Below are 18293 nucleotides of genomic sequence, written 5' to 3'. Positions count from 1 at the left end.
GGGTCACTCGGTGCGGAGTCCGTCGGGCCGCATCAGCCGCCACAGCGGCGGCAGGCTGAGCACGGTCACCACGAGCACGGCGGCGGCGCCCGCCCCGGCCAGCGGCACGAACGTCCACCAGTCGGTGATCTCCTTGTCGACCATGTGCAGCAGGGCCGCGCCCAGGGCGGTCCCGCCCGTCACGGCGAGCGCGAGGCCGAGGACGACGGGCACCGCGGTCTGCCACAGCACCGACAGGCCGAGCGAGGAGCGCCGGGTTCCGAAGGCCACCAGGACCGACAACAGCCGTCTGCGCTCGCGCAGTTGCTCGATCTGGGAGACGAGCAGGCTCAGCGCGATCAGCAGCATCGTGGCGATCGCCCCGGCCCGCAGGCCCTTCTGGATGCTGGCGTAGTTCTTGTCGCGCTCGACGTTCCTGATGGTACGCACGTTCATGGCCGGGTCGATCGCGGCCGCCGTGTTGCGTACGTACTCGACGGCGTCCGGCGTCTCGGGGTCGACCTTGACCATCGCCCGCGTCTCGGCCGACGGCAGCCTGGTGACGTCGACCGCGCCGGGGGTGGCGAAGATGCCGCTGCGCTGCTCGCCCATGGGGTCGGGCCGGGAGTCGACCGTACGGGCCGACTTCGGCAGGGTCCACAGGAACGGCTTGGCCGAGGGGTCGAAGTCCGCGCGGGTGTCGAGGTTGACCGCTTCGCCGGGGCGGGCGGACCGGTCGATCCAGGCGGCCTGCTTCTTGTCGTCGGTGGGATGGACGACGAAGGTGTCGCCGTCCTTGCAGGAGCCGACGCGGGCGAGTTCGGTGAGGGTGGCGCAGTCGCCGACGGTGAGCATGGTGGTGGGCCGGATGCCGCCCTCGGCGACGGGGCCGGGCCTGGTCGCGTACGACTCGACCGTGCCGATCACGGCCTTGACGCCGGTGGTCCGGCGGAAGTCCCGGATCATCCGCTGGGCCCGCTCGCCGCTCGGCACTTGGGAGACCACGTCGATCTGGGCGCGGCTGGGGTCGTGGTTGTTGGTCCTGACGAAGTCGTCGTGGATCCCGGTGGACATCATCGTCAGCGAGATCGCGCCCGCCACGGCGACGGTGATCCCGGCGACCGCGCGGCTCGCGGTGCCGCCGCTCAACTGGAGCCTGCGCACGGCCAGTTGCCAGGCGACCGGGCCGCCGCGCAGCCGGGCGACCGCCGCCTCCACCACCCACGGCAGCAGCGCGGCGAGGCCGACCAGGGTGAGGATCGTGCCGAAGGCGATGAGGTCGGGGTCCGGCGTCACCCGGTCGAGGCCGCCGGTGGGGGAGAGGACGATGACCGCGACCCCGAGGGCCGGCAGCACCAGACGCCACCAGAGCCTGCGCCGGCGCGGCCTGCTCTCGCGTACGACACCCAGCGGCTCGACGTTCACCGAGCGCATCGCGAACAGCGTGACCACGACGGCGGCCAGCGGCACCGCGAGCAGCACCGCGGCGGCCAGCGCAGGGGCCGGGGTGAAGTCGGCCGGGAAGGCGGCGAAGCTCCACAGCTGGACGCCCCCGATGAGCTCGCGGCCGCCGAGGAAGAAGGCCACGCCGAGCACCAGCCCGAACGCCGAGCCCGCGAGCGCCTCACCGGCCGCGACCCAGCGGGTCATCGCGGTGTCCGCGCCGACCAGGCGCAGCGCGGCGAGCCGCCGGTCGCGCCGCTCGCCGCCGAACCGTACGGCGGTGGCGATGAAGATCAGGATCGGGGTGAGCAGGACGACACAGCTGACCACGGTGAGCGCCACCAGGACCGGGGTGAGCGGCACCCTTTCGAGGTGGCCGCCGAAGGCGTTGGTGCGGCTCGCGCCGTCGGCCTTGGAGAGCGTGGCGCTGCCCGCGTAGTAGTAGAGCTCGTTCGGGCTGATCAGACCGGCGTCGCCGATCGACGCGGTGATCTTGTACGGGAGCCGCTTGCGCAGCACTTCACCGGCCGGGGAGCCGAGCAGATCGCGCAGCGCGGGCGAGGCGGCCATCTCGCCGGGGCCGGGCACGGCGCTCAGGCCGGGCGGCAGGGCGGGGTGCGCACCCTCGGGGCGCAGCAGCAGTCCGGCGATGCCGTCGTCGTGGTACTCGGTGTAGGCGGGGTTGAAGAGCACCGAGGCATCGGTGCGCGCGAACTCCTTGGCGGAGCCGGACGCGGCGGGTACCCGGGCGTCGCCGCGCCGGGTGTTGGCCTCGTTGACGTGCGGGATCGAGGCGGCGACGAAGAGCAGGGCGACGCCGAGCCCGACCCCGATCGCGGTGAGGACCGTACGGACCCAGCCCTCGCGCCCGCCGGTGACGGCGAACTTGGCGCCGAGGGCGAGCTGTTGGAGACGGCGGATCATCGGCCGCCGCTCCCGACGAGGGTGAGGTCGCGGGACTTGCCGTCCCGGACGGTGATCTCGCGGTCGGAGTAGGCGGCGACCCGGGCCTCGTGGGTGACCAGGACGACGGCCGCCCCCGAGTCGCGGGCGGCCTCGGTGAACAGCTTCATCACCAGCTCGCCGCTGAGGGAGTCGAGGGCGCCGGTCGGCTCGTCCGCGAAGACCACGCGGGGCGAGGTGGCCAGGGCGCGGGCCACGGCGACGCGCTGGCCCTGGCCGCCGGATATCTCGCCGGGCCGCCGCTTGGCCAGCTCGGCGACCTCCAGGCGCTCCAGCCACCGCAGGGCCGTGCGGTCGGCGTCCCCGCGCCGCACTCCGTCGAGCCGCAGCGGGAGCGCCACGTTCTCGGCGCAGGTGAGCTCCGGGACGAGCTGGCCGAACTGGAAGACGAAGCCGAAGTCCGAGCGGCGCAGCGCCGAGCGCCCGGCGTCGTTCAGCGCGGTCAGCTCACGGCCGTCGTAGGTGATCGTCCCCTCGTCGGGCGGCACGATCCCGGCCAGGCAGTGCAGCAGCGTGGACTTGCCGGAGCCCGAGGGGCCCATGACGGCGACGATCTCGCCGGGCGCGATGGCGAAGTCCGCGCCGTCGAGCGCCGGGGTGGAGCCGAAGGCCTTGCGCAGGCCGGTGGCCGCGAGCAGAGGTCCGAAGGACGAGCCGTATGACATGACGACGACTATACGCACTGGGTATACGCGGCGTGTATACCCCCGGTGCATAGCGACCCGGTGAGCATGACATTCCCTGGCAAAAACGGGCAGGATCCAAAGGTCTGGCAACCTTGTACACCGTTTGGCAGTCGGTTCCCATGGACCGGGTGCTGATTCTCACGTACGGAAAAGACGTGATCGGCTCCTCTTTGTCCGTACGTGCGGTGTTAGTTTTCTGAGCTGATCTGGCGAGTCAAGAAGGCGAGCGACTGAGGTTATGGGCCGAGCGGAAGAGCGGCGGGCCCGGCAGCGCGGTGCGCGCCGGGACCAGCAGAAGAAGGGCGGGCGGATACGCAGGCTCTTCACCTGGAAGAAGATGCTCGGCGCGTTCTTCGGGCTCGTCCTGCTGCTCATGGGCGGCTTCTACATCATCTATCTGATGACGCCGATCCCGAAGGCGAACGCGGCGGCGCAGCTGGAGAGCAACGTCTACAAGCTCTCCAACGGCAAGATCATCGCCCGCACCGGCCAGCTCAACCGTGAGGTCGTCGGGCTCGACAAGATCCCCGAGAAGGTCCAGCTGGACTTCGTGGCCGCCGAGAACATGTCCTTCTACAAGGACTCCGGCGTCGACTTCAGGGGCACCGCCCGAGGTCTGCTCAACACCCTGTCCGGCAAGGGCAAGCAGGGTGGCTCGACCATCACCCAGCAGTACGTCAAGAACTTCTACCTCAGCCAGGACCAGACGGTCACCCGCAAGCTCAAGGAGCTGGTGATCTCCCTCAAGGTCGACCAGAAGTACGACAAGAAGGAGATCCTGGCCGGGTACATCAACACCAGCTACTACGGCCGCAACGCCTATGGCATCCAGGCCGCGGCGCAGGCGTACTACGGGGTCGACTCCTCCAAGCTGACCACCGAGCAGGGCGCCTACCTGGCGGCGCTGCTCCAGGCGCCCAGCCAGTACGACTGGGCGGTGGCCTCGGAGACCGGCAAGAAGCTGGTGACGGCCCGCTGGAACTACGTCCTCGACAACATGGTCAAGATGAAGGAGCTGGATGCGGCCCAGCGGGCCGGGATGAAGTTCCCGACGCCCATGGAGCCCAAGCCCGACCCCGGCATGGAGGGCCAGACCGGCTACTTCGTCCAGGCGGCCAAGGCCGAGCTGGTGCGCAACGGCATCAGCGAGGCGGACCTGGCCAAGGGCGGCTGGACCATCACGCTCAACATCGACCCCAAGAAGCAGGCTCTCCTTGAGGGCGCGGTCAAGCAGGAGCTGACCAGCAAGCTCGACAAGAAGCGCAAGGTCGACCAGGACATCCAGGCGGGCGCCGTCTCGGTGGACCCGAAGACCGGTTCGGTCGTGGCCCTGTACGGCGGCCAGGACTATATGAAGCACCAGCTCAGCAACGCGAGGACGGCCGCCTACCAGCCCGCCTCGACCTTCAAGCCGCTGATCCTCGCCGCCGCGCTCAACAACAAGTCCGAGACGCAGGACGGCAAGGAGATCCGGGCCAACACCATTTACAACGGTGACAGCAAGCGGCCGGTGAAGGGTGAGGGCGGCAAGGGCTACGACCCGCCCAACGAGGACGACCAGAGCTACGGACCCATTACCGTCCAGCAGGCGATGAACAAGTCCGTGAACAGCGTCTTCGCGCAGATGGGCGTGGACGTGGGGCTGCCCAAGCTGCGGGACACGGCCGTCGCGCTCGGCCTCAACCACATGAAGGGCGTCGGCGCCGAGCCCGCCATGACCCTGGGCTCCTACGGCGCGAGCCCGATGGAGATGGCCGGCGCGTACGCCACGCTCGACAACCACGGCAAGCTGGTCACGCCGTCCATCGTCAAGTCGGCGACGCACAAGGTGGCCAAGTACAACAAGCCGGACCCGATCGGCGACCAGGTGATCAGCCGGGACGCGGCCGACGCCGTCACCTCGGTGCTCACCGGCGTGGTCGACGACGGTACGGCCAAGGGTTCGGTGCGGGACGCGCCCAACCGGGACGGGCAGCCGGTCGCGGGCAAGACCGGTACCTCCGACGACAACAAGTCGGCCTGGTTCACCGGCTACACCCCGTCCCTGGTCACCTCGGTCGGCCTGTGGGGCGAGGCCGCGGGTCCCCGCACGGTCAAGGTCGACGGCAAGGACGTCACGGTCGGCAAGGGCAGCCAGGTCCCCCTCACCGACGCGGCCGGCACCGACGGCCGGGTCAACGGTGGCGGCCTCCCGGCGAAGATCTGGTCCGCGTACACCTTCGACGCGGTCGGCAGCGACGACTCCAAGTTCGACCTGAACACCGACCAGGGCGCCGCCGTCCAGCCGGACGACGTCGTCCCGTCCAACACGCCGTCGCGCACCCCGTCCAACACGCCGTCGCACACCCCGACGAAGTCCCCGACCAAGAACCCCACGCACACCCCGACCCACACCCCGACCAAGACGCCCACGACCGGCGGGACCAACACCGGCCAGACCAACGGCGGGACCACCACGGGCCAGACCGACGGGGGCACGACCACCGGTCAGACCAACGGCGGGACCAGTACGGGCCAGACCAGCGGCGGTACCACCACCGGGCAGGCCAACGGCGGCACGACCGCCGGGCCCGGCGGCGGCACGGCCGACCCGACACAAGGTGGCGGCGGCACACTGCCCTAGCCCCGCCCCGCACACGACACGGCCCCCGCCCTTCCCCGGCGGGGGCCGTCCTCGTATCAGGTGGCGTCAGGTCCCGTTGACCGCCGTCGCGACCCGGTCGCCGAGCGCCTTGTCGACGTTGCGCCAGTACTGGAGCGCGCGGTCCAGGACGGGCCTGCTGACGCCGTTCTTGAGGTGGCCCGCGATATTGCCCACCAGCCGCTCGCGCGCGGCGTCGTCGAGCACCTGGCGCACCTGGGTGCCCGCCTGGCCCCAGTCGTCGTCCTCGCGGTGCAGCTGGTACGCCTCGCGGACCATCTCGCCGGACGCCTGCCACCCGGCGATGTCGCCGAACCGCTCGGCGGCGGCCGGGCCGCCGTAGGAGTTGGGCGCGTACGGCGCGCCGGTGCGGGCCGGCTCGTACCGCATGGGCCCGTCCTTCGCGTACGAGTTGACCTGCGAGCGGGCCCGGTTGGGCGGCAGCTGGGAGTAGTTGGGGCCGATCCGGTACCGGTGGGTGTCCGGGTAGGAGAAGAGCCGGCCGAGCAGCATCTTGTCGGGGGACGGGCCGATGCCCGGCACCATGTTGGACGGCTCGAAGGCGGCCTGCTCGATGTGGACGAAGTAGTCCTCGGGGTTCTTGTTCAGGGTCATCCGGCCGACCTCGATCAGCGGGCAGTCGCCGTGCGGCCACACCTTGGTCAGGTCGAACGGGTTGAAGCGGTAGTCCGGCGCGTCGTCGAACGGCATGACCTGCACGTTCATCGTCCAGCTCGGCGCGTTCCCGGAGCTGATCGCGTCGAACAGGTCGCGGCGGTGGACGTCGGCGTCGCGGCCCGCCAGGTCGTCGGCCTCGGCCTGCGTGTAGAACTCGATGCCCTGGTCGGTCTTCATGTGGTACTTGACCCAGAACCTCTCGCCGCCGCCGTTCACCCACAGATAGGTGTGCGAGGAGTACCCGTTCATATGGCGGTACGACCTCGGGATGCCCCGGTCGCCCATCAGCCAGGTCACCATGTGCGCCGACTCGGGGGACAGGGTCCAGAAGTCCCACTGCATGTCGTTGTCGCGCAGCCCGTTGTCCGGGCGGCGCTTCTGCGAGCGGATGAAGTCCTGGAACTTCTGCGGGTCGCGGACGAAGAAGACCGGGGTGTTGTTGCCGACCAGGTCGTAATTGCCGTGTTCCGTGTAGAACTTGAGGGCGAAGCCGCGCGGGTCGCGCCAGGTGTCGGGCGAGCCCTGCTCCCCGGCGACCGTCGAGAAGCGGGCCAGCATCTCGGTGCGTTTGCCCGGCTGGAAGAGGTCGGCCTTGGTGAACTGGCTGACGTCGTTGGTGACTTCGAACGTGCCGTACGCGCCCGCGCCCTTCGCGTGGACCACCCGCTCGGGCACCCGTTCCCGGTTGAACTGGGCCATCTTCTCGATGAGGTAGTGGTCCTGGAGCAGGATCGGTCCGGTGTCCCCGATGGTGAGCGAGTGCTCGTCGCTCTCCACCGGGATGCCGACGTTATTGGTCGTGTACGGGGTCTGGGGCGCGTCCGACACGAGCGTTCTCCCGTCGCGTGGGGTCTATGAGGTCGCTTCGTCCACGACGCCAGTCAACTCCGCCGACGGGGTGCCGGCAACACTTGGACCCGGTCCAGTCTTGGCCTAAGTACGGACAGTGCCCTTACGTACGGGTGGGCAGCTCGAACCAGACCACCTTGCCGCCGGAGAGCCGCGTCGCGCCCCACCGCCTGGCCAGCCGGTTCACCAGGAAAAGGCCGCGTCCGCCCTCGTCGGTTTCGCGAGCCCGGCGCTGGCGGGGCAGCTGCGGGGAGTCGTCGCCGACCTCGCAGCGCAGCACGTCGGTCTTGAGCAGGCGCAGGGTGACCGGCCGCTCCGCATACCGCACGGCGTTGGTGACGACCTCGCTGACCAGCAGTTCCACCGAGTCCGTGAGCTCGCCCAGGTCCCAGCGCTCAAGCGCCCGGCGGGCCAGGCGGCGGGCCCGGCCGGGGGCCGAGTCCTCCGGGTCCAGGAACCAGTACGCCACATCGGACGGCGCGATTCCGTCGAAGCGGGCCGCGAGCAGCGCGATGTCGTCGTCGCGGTCGCCGGGGCCCAGCATGTCCAGGACGTCGTCGCAGAGCGCCTCAAGCGGCGGCGAGTGGTCCGGGCCGGTGAGCTGGGCGGTGGCGGCCAGGCGCTCGCGCAGCTGCTCGATGCCGGTCCATACGTCCCGCAGCCGGGACTCCACGAGCCCGTCCGTGTAGAGGAGCAGCGTGGCGCCCGCCGGGGCGTCCAGCTCGACCGCCTCGAAGTCGACCCCGCCGACCCCGATCGGCGCGCCCGGCGGCACCCGCAGCACCTCCGCGCGCCCGCCCAGGTGCAGCAGCACCGGTGGCGGATGTCCGGCGTTGGCGATGGTGATGCGGTGGGCGACCGGGTCGTACACCGCGTACATGCAGGTCGCCATGCGGTCGGTGCCGAGCCTTTGGGCCTGCTCGTCGAGGTGGTGCAGGACCTCCTGCGGCGGCAGGTCGAGCCCGGCCAGGGTCTGCGCGGTGGTGCGCAGCTGGCCCATGATCGCGGCCGAGGTCATCGAGTGGCCCATGACGTCGCCGACGACGAGGGCGACCCGGCTGCCGGGCAGCGGGATCGCGTCGTACCAGTCGCCGCCGACCCGGGCGGTCTCGGCGGCCGGGAGGTAGCGGGAGGCGAGGCGGACGCCGGTCGGCTGGGGCAGCGAGTCGGGCAGCATGGTCCGCTGGAGCTCGTCGGCGATGTACGCCTCGCGCCCGTAGAGCACGGCCTTGTCGATGCCGAGGGCCGTGTGGGTCGCCAACTGGGCGGCGACCAGCAGGTCGTTGGCCTCGAAGGCGGGACGCTCCAGGCCGCGCACGAAGACGGCGGCGCCGATGACGCGGCGCCGGCCCCGGAGCGGGGCGAGTATGGTCCGGTGGCCCGCGGGGACCGGCCGGTCGGGGCCGAGCAGCTCGGCGAGGGCGAGCCGGGCGGGCACGGAGTCGCCGAAGACCGGCCGCACCCCGCGCAGCACCTCGGCGAGCGCGCCGCCGGTGCGCACCTCGCAGAGCTCGGCGGCCGGGGTCAGATCCGTCTGCGCGTTCAGCAGCGACAGGGCGTCGATCGCCTCCGGCTCCTGAAGCGATTCATCGACTAAACGCAGCCGGTCGGTACGGCGCAGTCGCAGCACGAAGGGGCTGGCTGGGCGCTCGTCACCGACCGGGAGCGGGTCGCGCAGATGCACGAGTATCGCGTCGGAGAAGGTCGGCACGGTGGCCCGGCACAGGCCGAGCACGATCTCGTCGAGGTCGATGCCGCGCGCGATCCGCCGGGTCGCGGCGCCCACGAACCGCAGCCGGTCGCCCTCGCGGCGGGCCACGGCCGAGCTCTCACCGCCGGGCGGGGTGCCGCCGCCGCTGTCGCCGCCGGAGCCGCCGCCGGGGGTGCCGGAGAAGCCGCCGCCGGCCGGGGCGCCCGTGCCCGAGTCGCGGGCGAGGTCGCGGGCGCCGGGGTCGGGCTGGCCGGGCACGGAGACGGACGCGGTGGCCGCGCGGGCCGCTCCCCGCCGTACGCCCGCCCGGTCCGCGGCCCCGGGGGAGGGCGCGGCGGAGCCCGCGCCCGGCTCGTCCGGGCGCGGTCGGGCCGCCTCTGGCGGCCGGGCCAGCTGGTCCTGCTGCCGGCTCTCGTGCGAAGTGGGCTGGTGCTCCGTCACGCGTCGGGTTCCGTCCGTCCGGAGTGAGACATCCACCGTGCTGGGGGCAGGTCTTGGATGCGCGAGGCAGTCGCTTCACGCGGTATACCCGTTCCCGGGCTCCTGCGGAGCGGGGACGGCCCCATTCGCCGGGCGGCCGCGACACCGGTCACGTCTCGACCCCCCTTGAAGTGACATACGGTCAATTTGCGCCCTGGGTTCCCTCGTTGCCGATGCGCAGCCTTGCGGAGGACGATCCTACGTTTGAACCCCGGGGGCGCATCAAGGGTCTCACGACGGCATATGCGCCGGGGTGCGATCCCAGTCCGCCGGAAGTACCGGAACAGGCCAGCGCGGATCGGGCCGCCACTGCTCCCATCCCTGGGAGAACGGCCCGCCCCATGCCTTGATGACGTCGACCGCCGCCGCCCCGGCCGCCCGCACCCGCCGGGCCCGGGCCGCGTCCATCAGCCCGACCCGCTGGGCCTGCGCGAACTCGTCCTCGTCCCGCCACTGCCAACTGCGGTCCGGGTAGACGGAGATGTCGAGAAAGTGGTCCTCGGAGTCGATCCCGCCCGACCACCGCGTGCGCGGCTCCTCCAGGTTCACGTACCAGCTCTTGAAGCGCCAGCCCCGTTCCCAGAACAGCCACACCGACCAGGGCTCGCCGGGGCGCGCGAGCTTGAGCACGCCGGTGCCGAACCAGCGCGCGCGCTCCGTGGTGCGCGGGGCGGTGTACCGGGTCGCCAGCGGTTCCTCGTGCACCGGCGTGCCGTCGGCGAGCACCGGTTTCACGCACTCGGTGCCGGGCGCCATCCACACCGCGAGCAGTTCGTCGGTGTCCTGGACGACGGTGACCGGGCGGCAGATGTGGAACCGGTGCTCCGGGCCGGGGGCATGGTCGCGGTAGCGCCAGAGGATCTGGTCCCCCGGCGCCCAGTGGTGCGTGCCTCCGGTACCTGTCATGCGCAGATCTTAGGAGCACGGTCAAGAGGGCGCTGCGATACAGGTCACCACCTGTTCGTCAGGGGCGCGTCATCCGCAGCACGTCCAGCGCCTCGTCGAGCTGCGCCTCGGTGAGGTCGCCGCGCTCCACGTAACCGCCCTCAAGGACCACCTCGCGGATGGTCTTGCGCTCGGCCAGCGACTTCTTGGCGACCTTCGCGGCCTCCTCGTATCCGATGTACTTGTTGAGCGGGGTGACCACGGACGGCGAGGACTCCGCGTACTCCCGCGCGCGTTCGCGGTTCGCGGTGATCCCGTCGACCGTGCGGTCCGCGAGGAGCCGGGAGGCGTTGGCGAGCAGCCGTACCGACTCCAGCAGGTTCCGGGCGATGACCGGAAGCATCACGTTCAGCTCGAAGTTGCCCGCCGCGCCCGCCGCGGCGACCGTGGCGTCGTTGCCGGTGACCTGCGCGGCGACCATCAGTACGGCCTCCGGGACGACCGGATTGACCTTGCCGGGCATGATCGAGGAGCCCGGCTGGAGGTCGGGAAGGCTGATCTCGGCCAATCCCGTACGCGGCCCGGACGCCATCCAGCGCAGATCGTTGGAGATCTTGGTGAGCGAGACGCCGATGGTGCGGAGCTGGCCGGACGTCTCCACCAGGCCGTCCCGCGCGCCCTGCGCCTCGAAGTGGTCTCGGGCCTCGGTGAGCGGCAGGCCGGTGGCGCGCGCGACCTCGGCGATCACCGCCGCCGAGAACCCGGGCGGGGTGTTGATGCCGGTGCCCACGGCGGTGCCGCCGAGCGGCAGTTCGGCGAGCCGGGGCAGCGAGGCCCGCAGCCGCTCCACGCCGTATCTCATCGCCGCCGCGTAGCCGCCGAACTCCTGTCCAAGGGTTACGGGAGTGGCGTCCATGAGATGCGTACGCCCCGACTTGACCACGTCCGCGAATTCGGCGGCCTTGCGCTCCAGCGATGCGGCGAGGTGCTCCAGGGCCGGGACCAGGTCGCCGGTGACGGCGGCCGTGGCGGCGATGTGGATGGAGGAGGGGAAGACGTCGTTGGACGACTGCGAGGCGTTGACGTGGTCGTTGGGGTGCACGTCCCGGCCGAGCTTCTCGCTCGCGAGCGTCGCCAGGACCTCGTTCATGTTCATGTTGGACGAGGTGCCCGAGCCGGTCTGGAAGACGTCGACCGGGAAGTGCTCGTCCCAGCGCCCCTCGGCGACCTCGGCGGCCGCCTCCTGGATCGCGCCCGCGATGTCCTTGTCGAGCACGCCCAGTTCGGCGTTGACCTTGGCGGCGGCCGCCTTGATCCGGGCCAGCGCCTCGATGTGCGCGCGCTCCAGGCGCTGCCCGGAGACGGGGAAGTTCTCCACCGCCCGCTGGGTCTGGGCCCGCCACTTGGCGTGCGCGGGGACCCGCACCTCGCCCATGGAGTCGTGCTCGATGCGGTACGCAATGTCGTTCATGTCGATGAACCTCCTGGCAAAGATGAGCAGTTGTCTTGTTCCAGCTATTCCCCCTGCGCCCTACTGGCCGGTAAATACCGGTGGTAACAAACCACCGGGGAGGCGCAATGAGGCGCACCAGGCACAGACTTCGCACCACGTTCGCGGCCACCGTGGCCGCGGCGGCCGCGTTCGGCGGCATGACGGCGACAGCGGCGACCGCACACGCGACGACGACCGGGACGACCGCGCACGGGGCGACGGTACAGTCGACCCCCCTGTCGCCCGACCTGGAGAAGATCCGCGCCGCCGAGGCGGTCAAGCTGTACGGGGATTCCGCCGAGCGGCCCATGGACCAGCGCAAGACGGGGCTGATCTCGCTCGGCGACAGCGAGATCTCCGGCGAGGGCGTCGGCACCTACGAGGCCGGCACCAACGGCCCCGACAACTGGTGCCACCGCGCCCCCGACTCCGCGATCCACCGCACCGGCATCCCCGCCGACGAGACGTACAACGTGGCCTGTTCCGGCGCGTACACCGGCAATATCCGGATAGGCGGCACCAAGCAGTACGCGGACGAACTGGTCCAGAGCGACAGCCTCGCCATCAAGGCCCGCAACACCCGGATCAAGATGGTGCTGCTGGTCGCGGGGGCCAACGACGACCTCCAGTTCGGCCCGGTGATGACGGACTGCGTCGAGCGGTATCTGCTGCTCCAGGGCCCGTGCGAGTCGAAGTACGCGCCGGGCTGGCAGGCGCGGGTGGACGGCCTGGTGCCCAAGGTCGAGGCGACGGTCGACGACCTGAAGACCGTGATGCGCGACGCCGGGTACGCGGACGGCGACTACAAGCTCGTCGTGATGGGCTACCCGAGCCCGATCGGCCCCGACTTCCACGACAACCCGAACTTCCCCGGCAAGCTCGCCTGCGGCGGCCTCGGCTACGACTCCGACACCGTCTGGGGCCGCAACACCGCCGTCCCCGCCTTCGAGCGCGGGATGCGCAAGGCGGCCGCCGACACCGGCGCGGTCTTCCTCGACAACTCGCGGCTCTTCAACGGCCACGAGGTGTGCATGGAGGACACCTGGGCGCGCGGTCTCTACATCGACCTCTCCAAGCCCGGCCTGCCGGACTCCAACTCGGTCCGCCAGTCCTTCCACCCCAACTACCGGGGCCACGGCGCCTTCGCCTCCTGCCTCACCCAGATCTACGACGCGGACGTACGGGAGGGAAGCTGCGCCGACCCGGCCTCCACCGGCTCGCCGGTGCTCTACCCGCTCGCCTGGGACGACGCGTACCAGCCGCTGAAGAACGCGGCCACCGGCACCTGCCTGGACGTGACGGGAGCCAGCAGCGCGAACAACACCCCCGTGATCGGCTGGGACTGCCACGGCGGCCGCAACCAGGGCTGGTGGTACGACACCGACCGCAGGTCGCTGCACACCCAGCTCACCCAGGACCGCTGCCTGGACGTCCCGGGCGCGAACTACACGGCCGGCGCCAGGCTGATCATCTGGAACTGCCACGGCGGCGCCAACCAGGAGTTCGTACGGGACGGCTCCACCCTGCGCCCGGCGGCGGCCACGGGCCTGTGCGCCACGCTGTCGGCGGCGAAGGAGCCGCTGACGCTGAGGGCGTGCGACGGGTCGGCGGGCCAGAGCTTCGCGTAACACCGCCCTCCACATGACCGACCCCTCCCTTTAGGTTAGCCTGTCCTAACTTAATAGGGAGGGGATCGGGTGTGAGTGCCGAGGTCTATCGCGACGCCTGGGGCGTCCCGCATCTGCGGGCGGCCGACGCCCGTGAGCTGGCGTACGCACAGGGACGGATCACCGCCGTCGACCGGGCCTGGCAGATCGAGGTCGAACGGCACCGGGTGCAGGGCACCACGGCCGCCTTCCTCGGCCCCGACGCCCTCGGCTGGGACCGCTTCGCCCGTCAGTCCCGGCTCGCCGACACCGCCCGGCGGTGCTTCGCGGCGCTGGACGCGGAGACGGCGGAGTGGGTCACGGAGTACGTGGCCGGGGTCAACGCGGGCCTGACCGAAGTGGGCGTGGACCAGGACCAGTTCGCGGCTGTCGGGCTCGCCCCGGGCCGCTGGGAGCCGTGGACCCCGCTCGGCGTCTGGCTCTCCGCCCACATCCTGTTCGCCGGTTTCCCGGCCAAGCTGTGGCGCGAGCGGGCGCTGGCCCTGCTCGGCCCGGACGCGGTGGACCTGTTCGCCACCGACGGCCCCGGCACCTCCGGCTCCAACGGCTGGCTGGTCACCGGCGAGCACACCGCGAGCGGCGCCGCGCTCATCGCGGGCGACCCGCACCGCTTCATCGAGGACCCGGGCGTCTACCAGCAGATCCGGCTGGCCTGCCCGGAGTTCGACGTCGTGGGCCTCGCCGTGCCCGGCGTCCCCGGCATCGCCCACTTCGGCCACACCGGCTCGGCCGCCTGGGCCATCACCAACGCCATGGCCGACTACCAGGACCTCTACCGCGAACGCCTGCGCCGCAGCGATACGGGCGTGGAGGCGCTGGGCCCCGACGGCTGGTGCCCCGCCCACGCCCACACGGAGACGATCGAGGTGGCGGGCGCGGCCCCGGTCACGGTCGAGGTGATCGAGACCGAACGCGGCCCGCTGATCATCGGCGGCCCCGACGCGTCGGACGCCATCAGCCTGCGCCACCCGCCCCGGGTGACGGCGGACGTGGGCTTCGCGGCGCTCCCGGCGCTGCTCCGCGCGAAGACTTCCGCGGACGTGGACCGGGCGGTGGACGGCTGGGTGGAGCCGGTCAACGTCGTCCAGGCGGCGGACACCGAGGGCGGCGTACTGCACCGGGTGGCGGGCCGCGTACCACTGCGCCACGGCGACAACCGCGTACGGGTCGTACCGGCCTGGGAGTCCGGACACGAGTGGACGGGCTGGGCGGAGATGCCGCGCGCGGAGGTGTCCGGGACGGCGGTGATGGCGAACCAGCGGGGCCTGGCGGAGCCGCTCGGGGTGGAGTTCGCACCGCCGTACCGGGCGGACCGCATAAGGCAGTTGCTGTCGACGCAGACGGCCTGGACACCGGCAGGCATGGCACGAATCCACACGGACACGCACCTCCAGTCGGCGGCACCGCTGCTGTCGTTGCTGTGCTCCTTGACGGGCCTGAGCCCGGCGGCGGAGGGCCTGAGGAATCGTCTGCTGGCCTGGGACCGCCGGATGGAAGCGGATTCGACGGACGCGATGGCGTACGCGACGGTCCGAGCGGCGGTAGTACGGAACTTGGCGACGGCCCCCGACTTCAGCGACCTCACCGAACTCCCGCCCCTGCCGGACCTGTTCCTGCCGTGGCTGGCGCTGACCCCGCGCATCGCCTTCGCCCTGGAGACGATCCTGACGGCGGAATGGATGCTGCCGGATCTGGACCGGGTGGGGGCGGTGCGTTCGGCACTGGAGGAAGTGGCGGGGCAGGAGTTCGCCGCGTGGGGCGAGGCGCACCGGCTGGCCCCCTGGCAGGCGCTTCCCACAGCCGAGGAGTGGCCGGGCCTCGCGGGCGACCACGACTGCGTGTTGTCGACGAGCAGCGTGCCGGGCGTGACGCACCTCAGCGCCCGTGGCCCGGCGGCGCGTTACGTCTGGGACCTGGCCAACCGTGACGACTCTCTGTGGGTGGTCCCGCTGGGCGCGTCCGGGGTGCCCGGGAGCCCCCACCGGCGGGATCAGCTTCCGCTGTGGCGGGCGGGGGAGCTGGCGCCGGTGGTGACGGACTGGAACGAGTTGAGGAGAGAAGTGGGCGGCGCGGTGCGGGCGAGCGTGTACGAGCAGAAGGTCGAAGGGTTCGGAACGGTACGGGTGTTGCCGCTGGATCCGGCCGGGGACGCGGAGGTCGTCCATGGGTGGGTGACGGAGGAGCGGGCGGAGTTCTGGGGCATGCGGGACGCGTCGCGGGACGATGTCCGCTCGACGTACGAGTACGTGGACGGGCTCACCACGCACCACGCGTTCCTGGTCCACCTGGACGATGAGCCGGTCGCGCTGTTCCAGACGTACGACCCTGCGGCGGATCCGGTGGGGGAGTGCTACGAGGTGCGGCCGGGGGACTGGGGCGTCCACATCCTGGTGGCCCCGTCGTCGTCGCCCCGCTCGGGCTTCACGGGCGTGCTGATGTCGGCGCTGACGTCCTACGCGTTCCAGGACCCGTCGCATCTGCGGCTCGTGGTCGAGCCGGACGTCCGCAACGAGAAGTCCATCGCGCGGATGGTCCGCTCGGGGTTCGTCCTCGGCCCGGAGGTCCAGAAGCCGGAGAAACGAGCACGCCTGGCCTTCTTGGACCGCGCTTCGATCCCCACCCCGCCCCTTCCCTGAAGCCCTGGGCGGGCGGCCGGGTGGTGGGTGAGGGTGGTCTCCCGGGGGCTACGCCCCCGAACCCCCGGTCGGGGCTGTGTCCCGAGCCCCGTGTTCGACTGACCGCCGGTGGGGAACTGCGCGAGCAACCCAGTACGATCCGCAGACGAAGCGGGGTGCGGGGGCGCAGCCCCGCAACGCACCCGCACCGCACGGGCGAGCCCCGCGTACCCACCCACCCCCAGGGGGCGCAGCCCCGCAACCCGCCCACCCTCAGCCGGGGTGCAGCCCCGCTTACCCACCCACCCCAGCCGGGGGTTCAGGGGGCGGAGCCCCCGAGGGGGTGCGGGGGCGCAGCCCCGCTCGGGGTCCGGGGGCGTAGCCCCCGGGAGACCACCCTTACCCCCTCCCACCCCCGGAGGGTTTAGGGAAGGGGCGGGGTGGGGCCATCCAACGGTCAGGACTGCGTCGCGCCCCGCAGCGGAATGTTCAAGAACGTCGGCGGCTCAGACGGCGCCTGGAAGAAGTCGTTGCCCTTGTCGTCGACCACGATGAACGCCGGGAAGTCCTCGACCTCGATCTTCCACACCGCCTCCATCCCGAGCTCCTCGTACTCGACGACCTCGACCTTCTTGATGCAGTCCTGGGCGAGCCGGGCCGCAGGCCCGCCGATCGAGCCCAGGTAGAACCCGCCGTGCGCGTCGCACGCCTTCGTCACCTGCGCCGACCGGTTCCCCTTCGCCAGCATCACCTTGGACCCACCGGCCGCCTGGAACTGCTCCACGTACGAGTCCATACGCCCGGCCGTCGTCGGCCCGAACGACCCGGACGCGTAACCCTCGGGGGTCTTCGCGGGGCCGGCGTAGTACACCGGGTGGTCCTTCAGGTACTGAGGCATCTCCTCGCCCGCGTCCAGCCGCTCCTTGATCTTCGCGTGCGCGATGTCGCGCGCCACGACCAGCGGGCCGGTCAGCGAGAGCCGGGTCTTGACCGGGTACTTGGTGAGCTCGGCGAGGATGTCGTCCATCGGCCGGTTGAGGTCGATGCGTACGACGTCGTCCGAGTCGGCGGACAGGTGCTCGTCCGTCGTCTCCGGCAGGAACCGCGCCGGGTCCTTCTCCAGCTCCTCCAGGAACACACCCTCGGCCGTGATCTTCGCGACCGCCTGGCGGTCCGCCGAGCAGGACACGGCGATGGCGACGGGCAGCGAGGCACCGTGCCGGGGCAGACGCACCACACGTACGTCGTGGCAGAAGTACTTGCCGCCGAACTGCGCCCCGATCCCGATCTTCTGCGTCAGCTCGAAGACCTTCTGCTCCAGCTCCTGGTCACGGAAGCCGTGCCCGGTCGCCGAGCCCTCGGTGGGCAGCTCGTCCAGGTAGTGCGCGGAGGCGTACTTCGCGGTCTTGAGCGCGAACTCGGCGCTGGTGCCGCCGACCACGATCGCCAGGTGGTAGGGCGGGCACGCCGCCGTACCGAGCGAGCGGATCTTCTCCTCCAGGAACTTCATCATGGAGGCCTCGTTGAGGACGGCCTTCGTCTCCTGGTACAGGAACGACTTGTTGGCCGAGCCGCCGCCCTTCGCCATGAAGAGGAACTTGTACGCGCCGCCGTCCGTCGCGTACAGCTCGATCTGCGCCGGCAGGTTCGAGCCGGTGTTCTTCTCCTCCCACATGGTGAGCGGAGCCATCTGCGAGTAGCGCAGGTTGAGCTGGGTGTACGCGTCGTAGATGCCGCGCGAGAGCGCCGCCTCGTCGCCGCCCTCGGTCAGCACGTTCTGGCCGCGCTTGCCCATCACGATCGCCGTGCCGGTGTCCTGGCACATCGGCAGTACGCCCGCCGCCGCGATGTTCGCGTTCTTCAGCAGGTCGAGCGCCACGAACTTGTCGTTGCTCGACGCCTCGGGGTCGTCGATGATCTTGCGCAGCTGGGCCAGGTGGGCCGGGCGCAGATAGTGCTGGATGTCGTGGATCGCCTCGGCGGCGAGCTTGCGCAGCGCCTCCGGCTCGACCTTGAGGAACGTACGGCCGTCGGCCTCGAAGGTGGAGACACCCTCGGAGGTCACCAGGCGGTACGGCGTGGCGTCCTCGCCCAGGGGGAGCAGATCGGAGTACGCAAACTCTGGCATTACGGCCATTCCTCACTCGGCAGACAGCGACTGGACCTCCATTGGCACAGCACCCTCAAGCGTATGCGGCCGACGC

10 protein-coding genes are annotated in these 18293 nt (G+C 71.1%); 3 read left to right on the top strand and 7 right to left on the bottom strand.

Features of this window, described 5'->3' with window-relative positions; translation table 11 throughout:
* Positions 1-3: 3 nt before the first annotated feature.
* Together ACT1U9_RS10595 and ACT1U9_RS10590 are read right to left on the bottom strand one after the other, a co-directional pair.
* Complete coding sequence (locus tag ACT1U9_RS10595; RefSeq protein ID WP_444538095.1) at positions 4-2346, bottom strand: ABC transporter permease; 2343 nt, start codon at positions 2344-2346, stop codon at positions 4-6.
* Positions 2343-3050 (bottom strand): ABC transporter ATP-binding protein, encoded by a 708-nt coding sequence (locus tag ACT1U9_RS10590; protein ID WP_444538094.1) that lies wholly within the window; start codon positions 3048-3050, stop codon positions 2343-2345. The genes ACT1U9_RS10595 and ACT1U9_RS10590 overlap by 4 nt, the downstream gene beginning before the upstream one ends.
* Positions 3051-3309: 259 nt before the next feature.
* Between ACT1U9_RS10590 and ACT1U9_RS10585 the strand changes: the two genes are divergently transcribed.
* A complete protein-coding gene (locus ACT1U9_RS10585) occupies positions 3310-5694 on the top strand; it encodes a transglycosylase domain-containing protein (protein ID WP_444538093.1) in 2385 nt (794 codons plus the stop codon).
* Between the two features lie 66 nt (positions 5695-5760).
* On the opposite strand, the gene ACT1U9_RS10580 is transcribed toward ACT1U9_RS10585, so the two are convergent.
* From ACT1U9_RS10580 to ACT1U9_RS10565, 4 genes are all read right to left on the bottom strand, one after another.
* Complete coding sequence (locus ACT1U9_RS10580) at positions 5761-7218, bottom strand: catalase (protein ID WP_444538092.1); 1458 nt, start codon at positions 7216-7218, stop codon at positions 5761-5763.
* A gap of 124 nt (positions 7219-7342) precedes the next feature.
* A complete protein-coding gene (locus ACT1U9_RS10575) occupies positions 7343-9391 on the bottom strand; it encodes a SpoIIE family protein phosphatase (RefSeq protein WP_444538091.1) in 2049 nt (682 codons plus the stop codon).
* 270 nt (positions 9392-9661) lie between these two features.
* Positions 9662-10336, bottom strand: a complete 675-nt coding sequence (gene fomD, locus ACT1U9_RS10570; RefSeq protein ID WP_444538090.1) for a cytidylyl-2-hydroxypropylphosphonate hydrolase — start codon at positions 10334-10336, stop codon at positions 9662-9664.
* Between the two features lie 58 nt (positions 10337-10394).
* Positions 10395-11786 (bottom strand): class II fumarate hydratase, encoded by a 1392-nt coding sequence (locus ACT1U9_RS10565; protein ID WP_444538089.1) that lies wholly within the window; start codon positions 11784-11786, stop codon positions 10395-10397.
* A gap of 107 nt (positions 11787-11893) precedes the next feature.
* Between ACT1U9_RS10565 and ACT1U9_RS10560 the strand changes: the two genes are divergently transcribed.
* Both ACT1U9_RS10560 and ACT1U9_RS10555 read left to right on the top strand, forming a co-directional pair.
* Entirely contained in the window at positions 11894-13435 is a 1542-nt protein-coding gene (locus tag ACT1U9_RS10560; protein ID WP_444538088.1) for a ricin-type beta-trefoil lectin domain protein, read from the top strand.
* Between the two features lie 71 nt (positions 13436-13506).
* Positions 13507-16110, top strand: coding sequence for a GNAT family N-acetyltransferase (locus tag ACT1U9_RS10555; RefSeq protein ID WP_444538087.1), 2604 nt, complete (start codon positions 13507-13509; stop codon positions 16108-16110).
* A 436-nt stretch (positions 16111-16546) separates the two neighbouring features.
* Here the strand turns inward: ACT1U9_RS10555 and ACT1U9_RS10550 are convergent, their stop codons facing one another.
* Positions 16547-18217 (bottom strand): fumarate hydratase, encoded by a 1671-nt coding sequence (locus ACT1U9_RS10550; RefSeq protein WP_444538086.1) that lies wholly within the window; start codon positions 18215-18217, stop codon positions 16547-16549.
* Positions 18218-18293 lie beyond the last annotated feature (76 nt).

It is taken from the genome of Streptomyces sp. BR1 (assembly GCF_052373795.1).
Taxonomy (GTDB): domain Bacteria; phylum Actinomycetota; class Actinomycetes; order Streptomycetales; family Streptomycetaceae; genus Streptomyces.
This window is presented reverse-complemented; position numbering and strand designations above follow the sequence as displayed.

Excerpts from the sequence above, each read along its gene's own strand:
- ACT1U9_RS10560 (WP_444538088.1), top strand. The coding sequence starts at position 11,894 with ATGAGGCGCACCAGGCACAGACTTCGCACCACGTTCGCGGCCACCGTG.
- ACT1U9_RS10590 (WP_444538094.1), bottom strand. The coding sequence starts at position 3,050 with ATGTCATACGGCTCGTCCTTCGGACCTCTGCTCGCGGCCACCGGCCTG.
- ACT1U9_RS10550 (WP_444538086.1), bottom strand. The coding sequence starts at position 18,217 with ATGCCAGAGTTTGCGTACTCCGATCTGCTCCCCCTGGGCGAGGACGCC.
- ACT1U9_RS10585 (WP_444538093.1), top strand. The coding sequence starts at position 3,310 with ATGGGCCGAGCGGAAGAGCGGCGGGCCCGGCAGCGCGGTGCGCGCCGG.
- ACT1U9_RS10595 (WP_444538095.1), bottom strand. The coding sequence starts at position 2,346 with ATGATCCGCCGTCTCCAACAGCTCGCCCTCGGCGCCAAGTTCGCCGTC.
- fomD (WP_444538090.1), bottom strand. The coding sequence starts at position 10,336 with ATGACAGGTACCGGAGGCACGCACCACTGGGCGCCGGGGGACCAGATC.
- ACT1U9_RS10565 (WP_444538089.1), bottom strand. The coding sequence starts at position 11,786 with ATGAACGACATTGCGTACCGCATCGAGCACGACTCCATGGGCGAGGTG.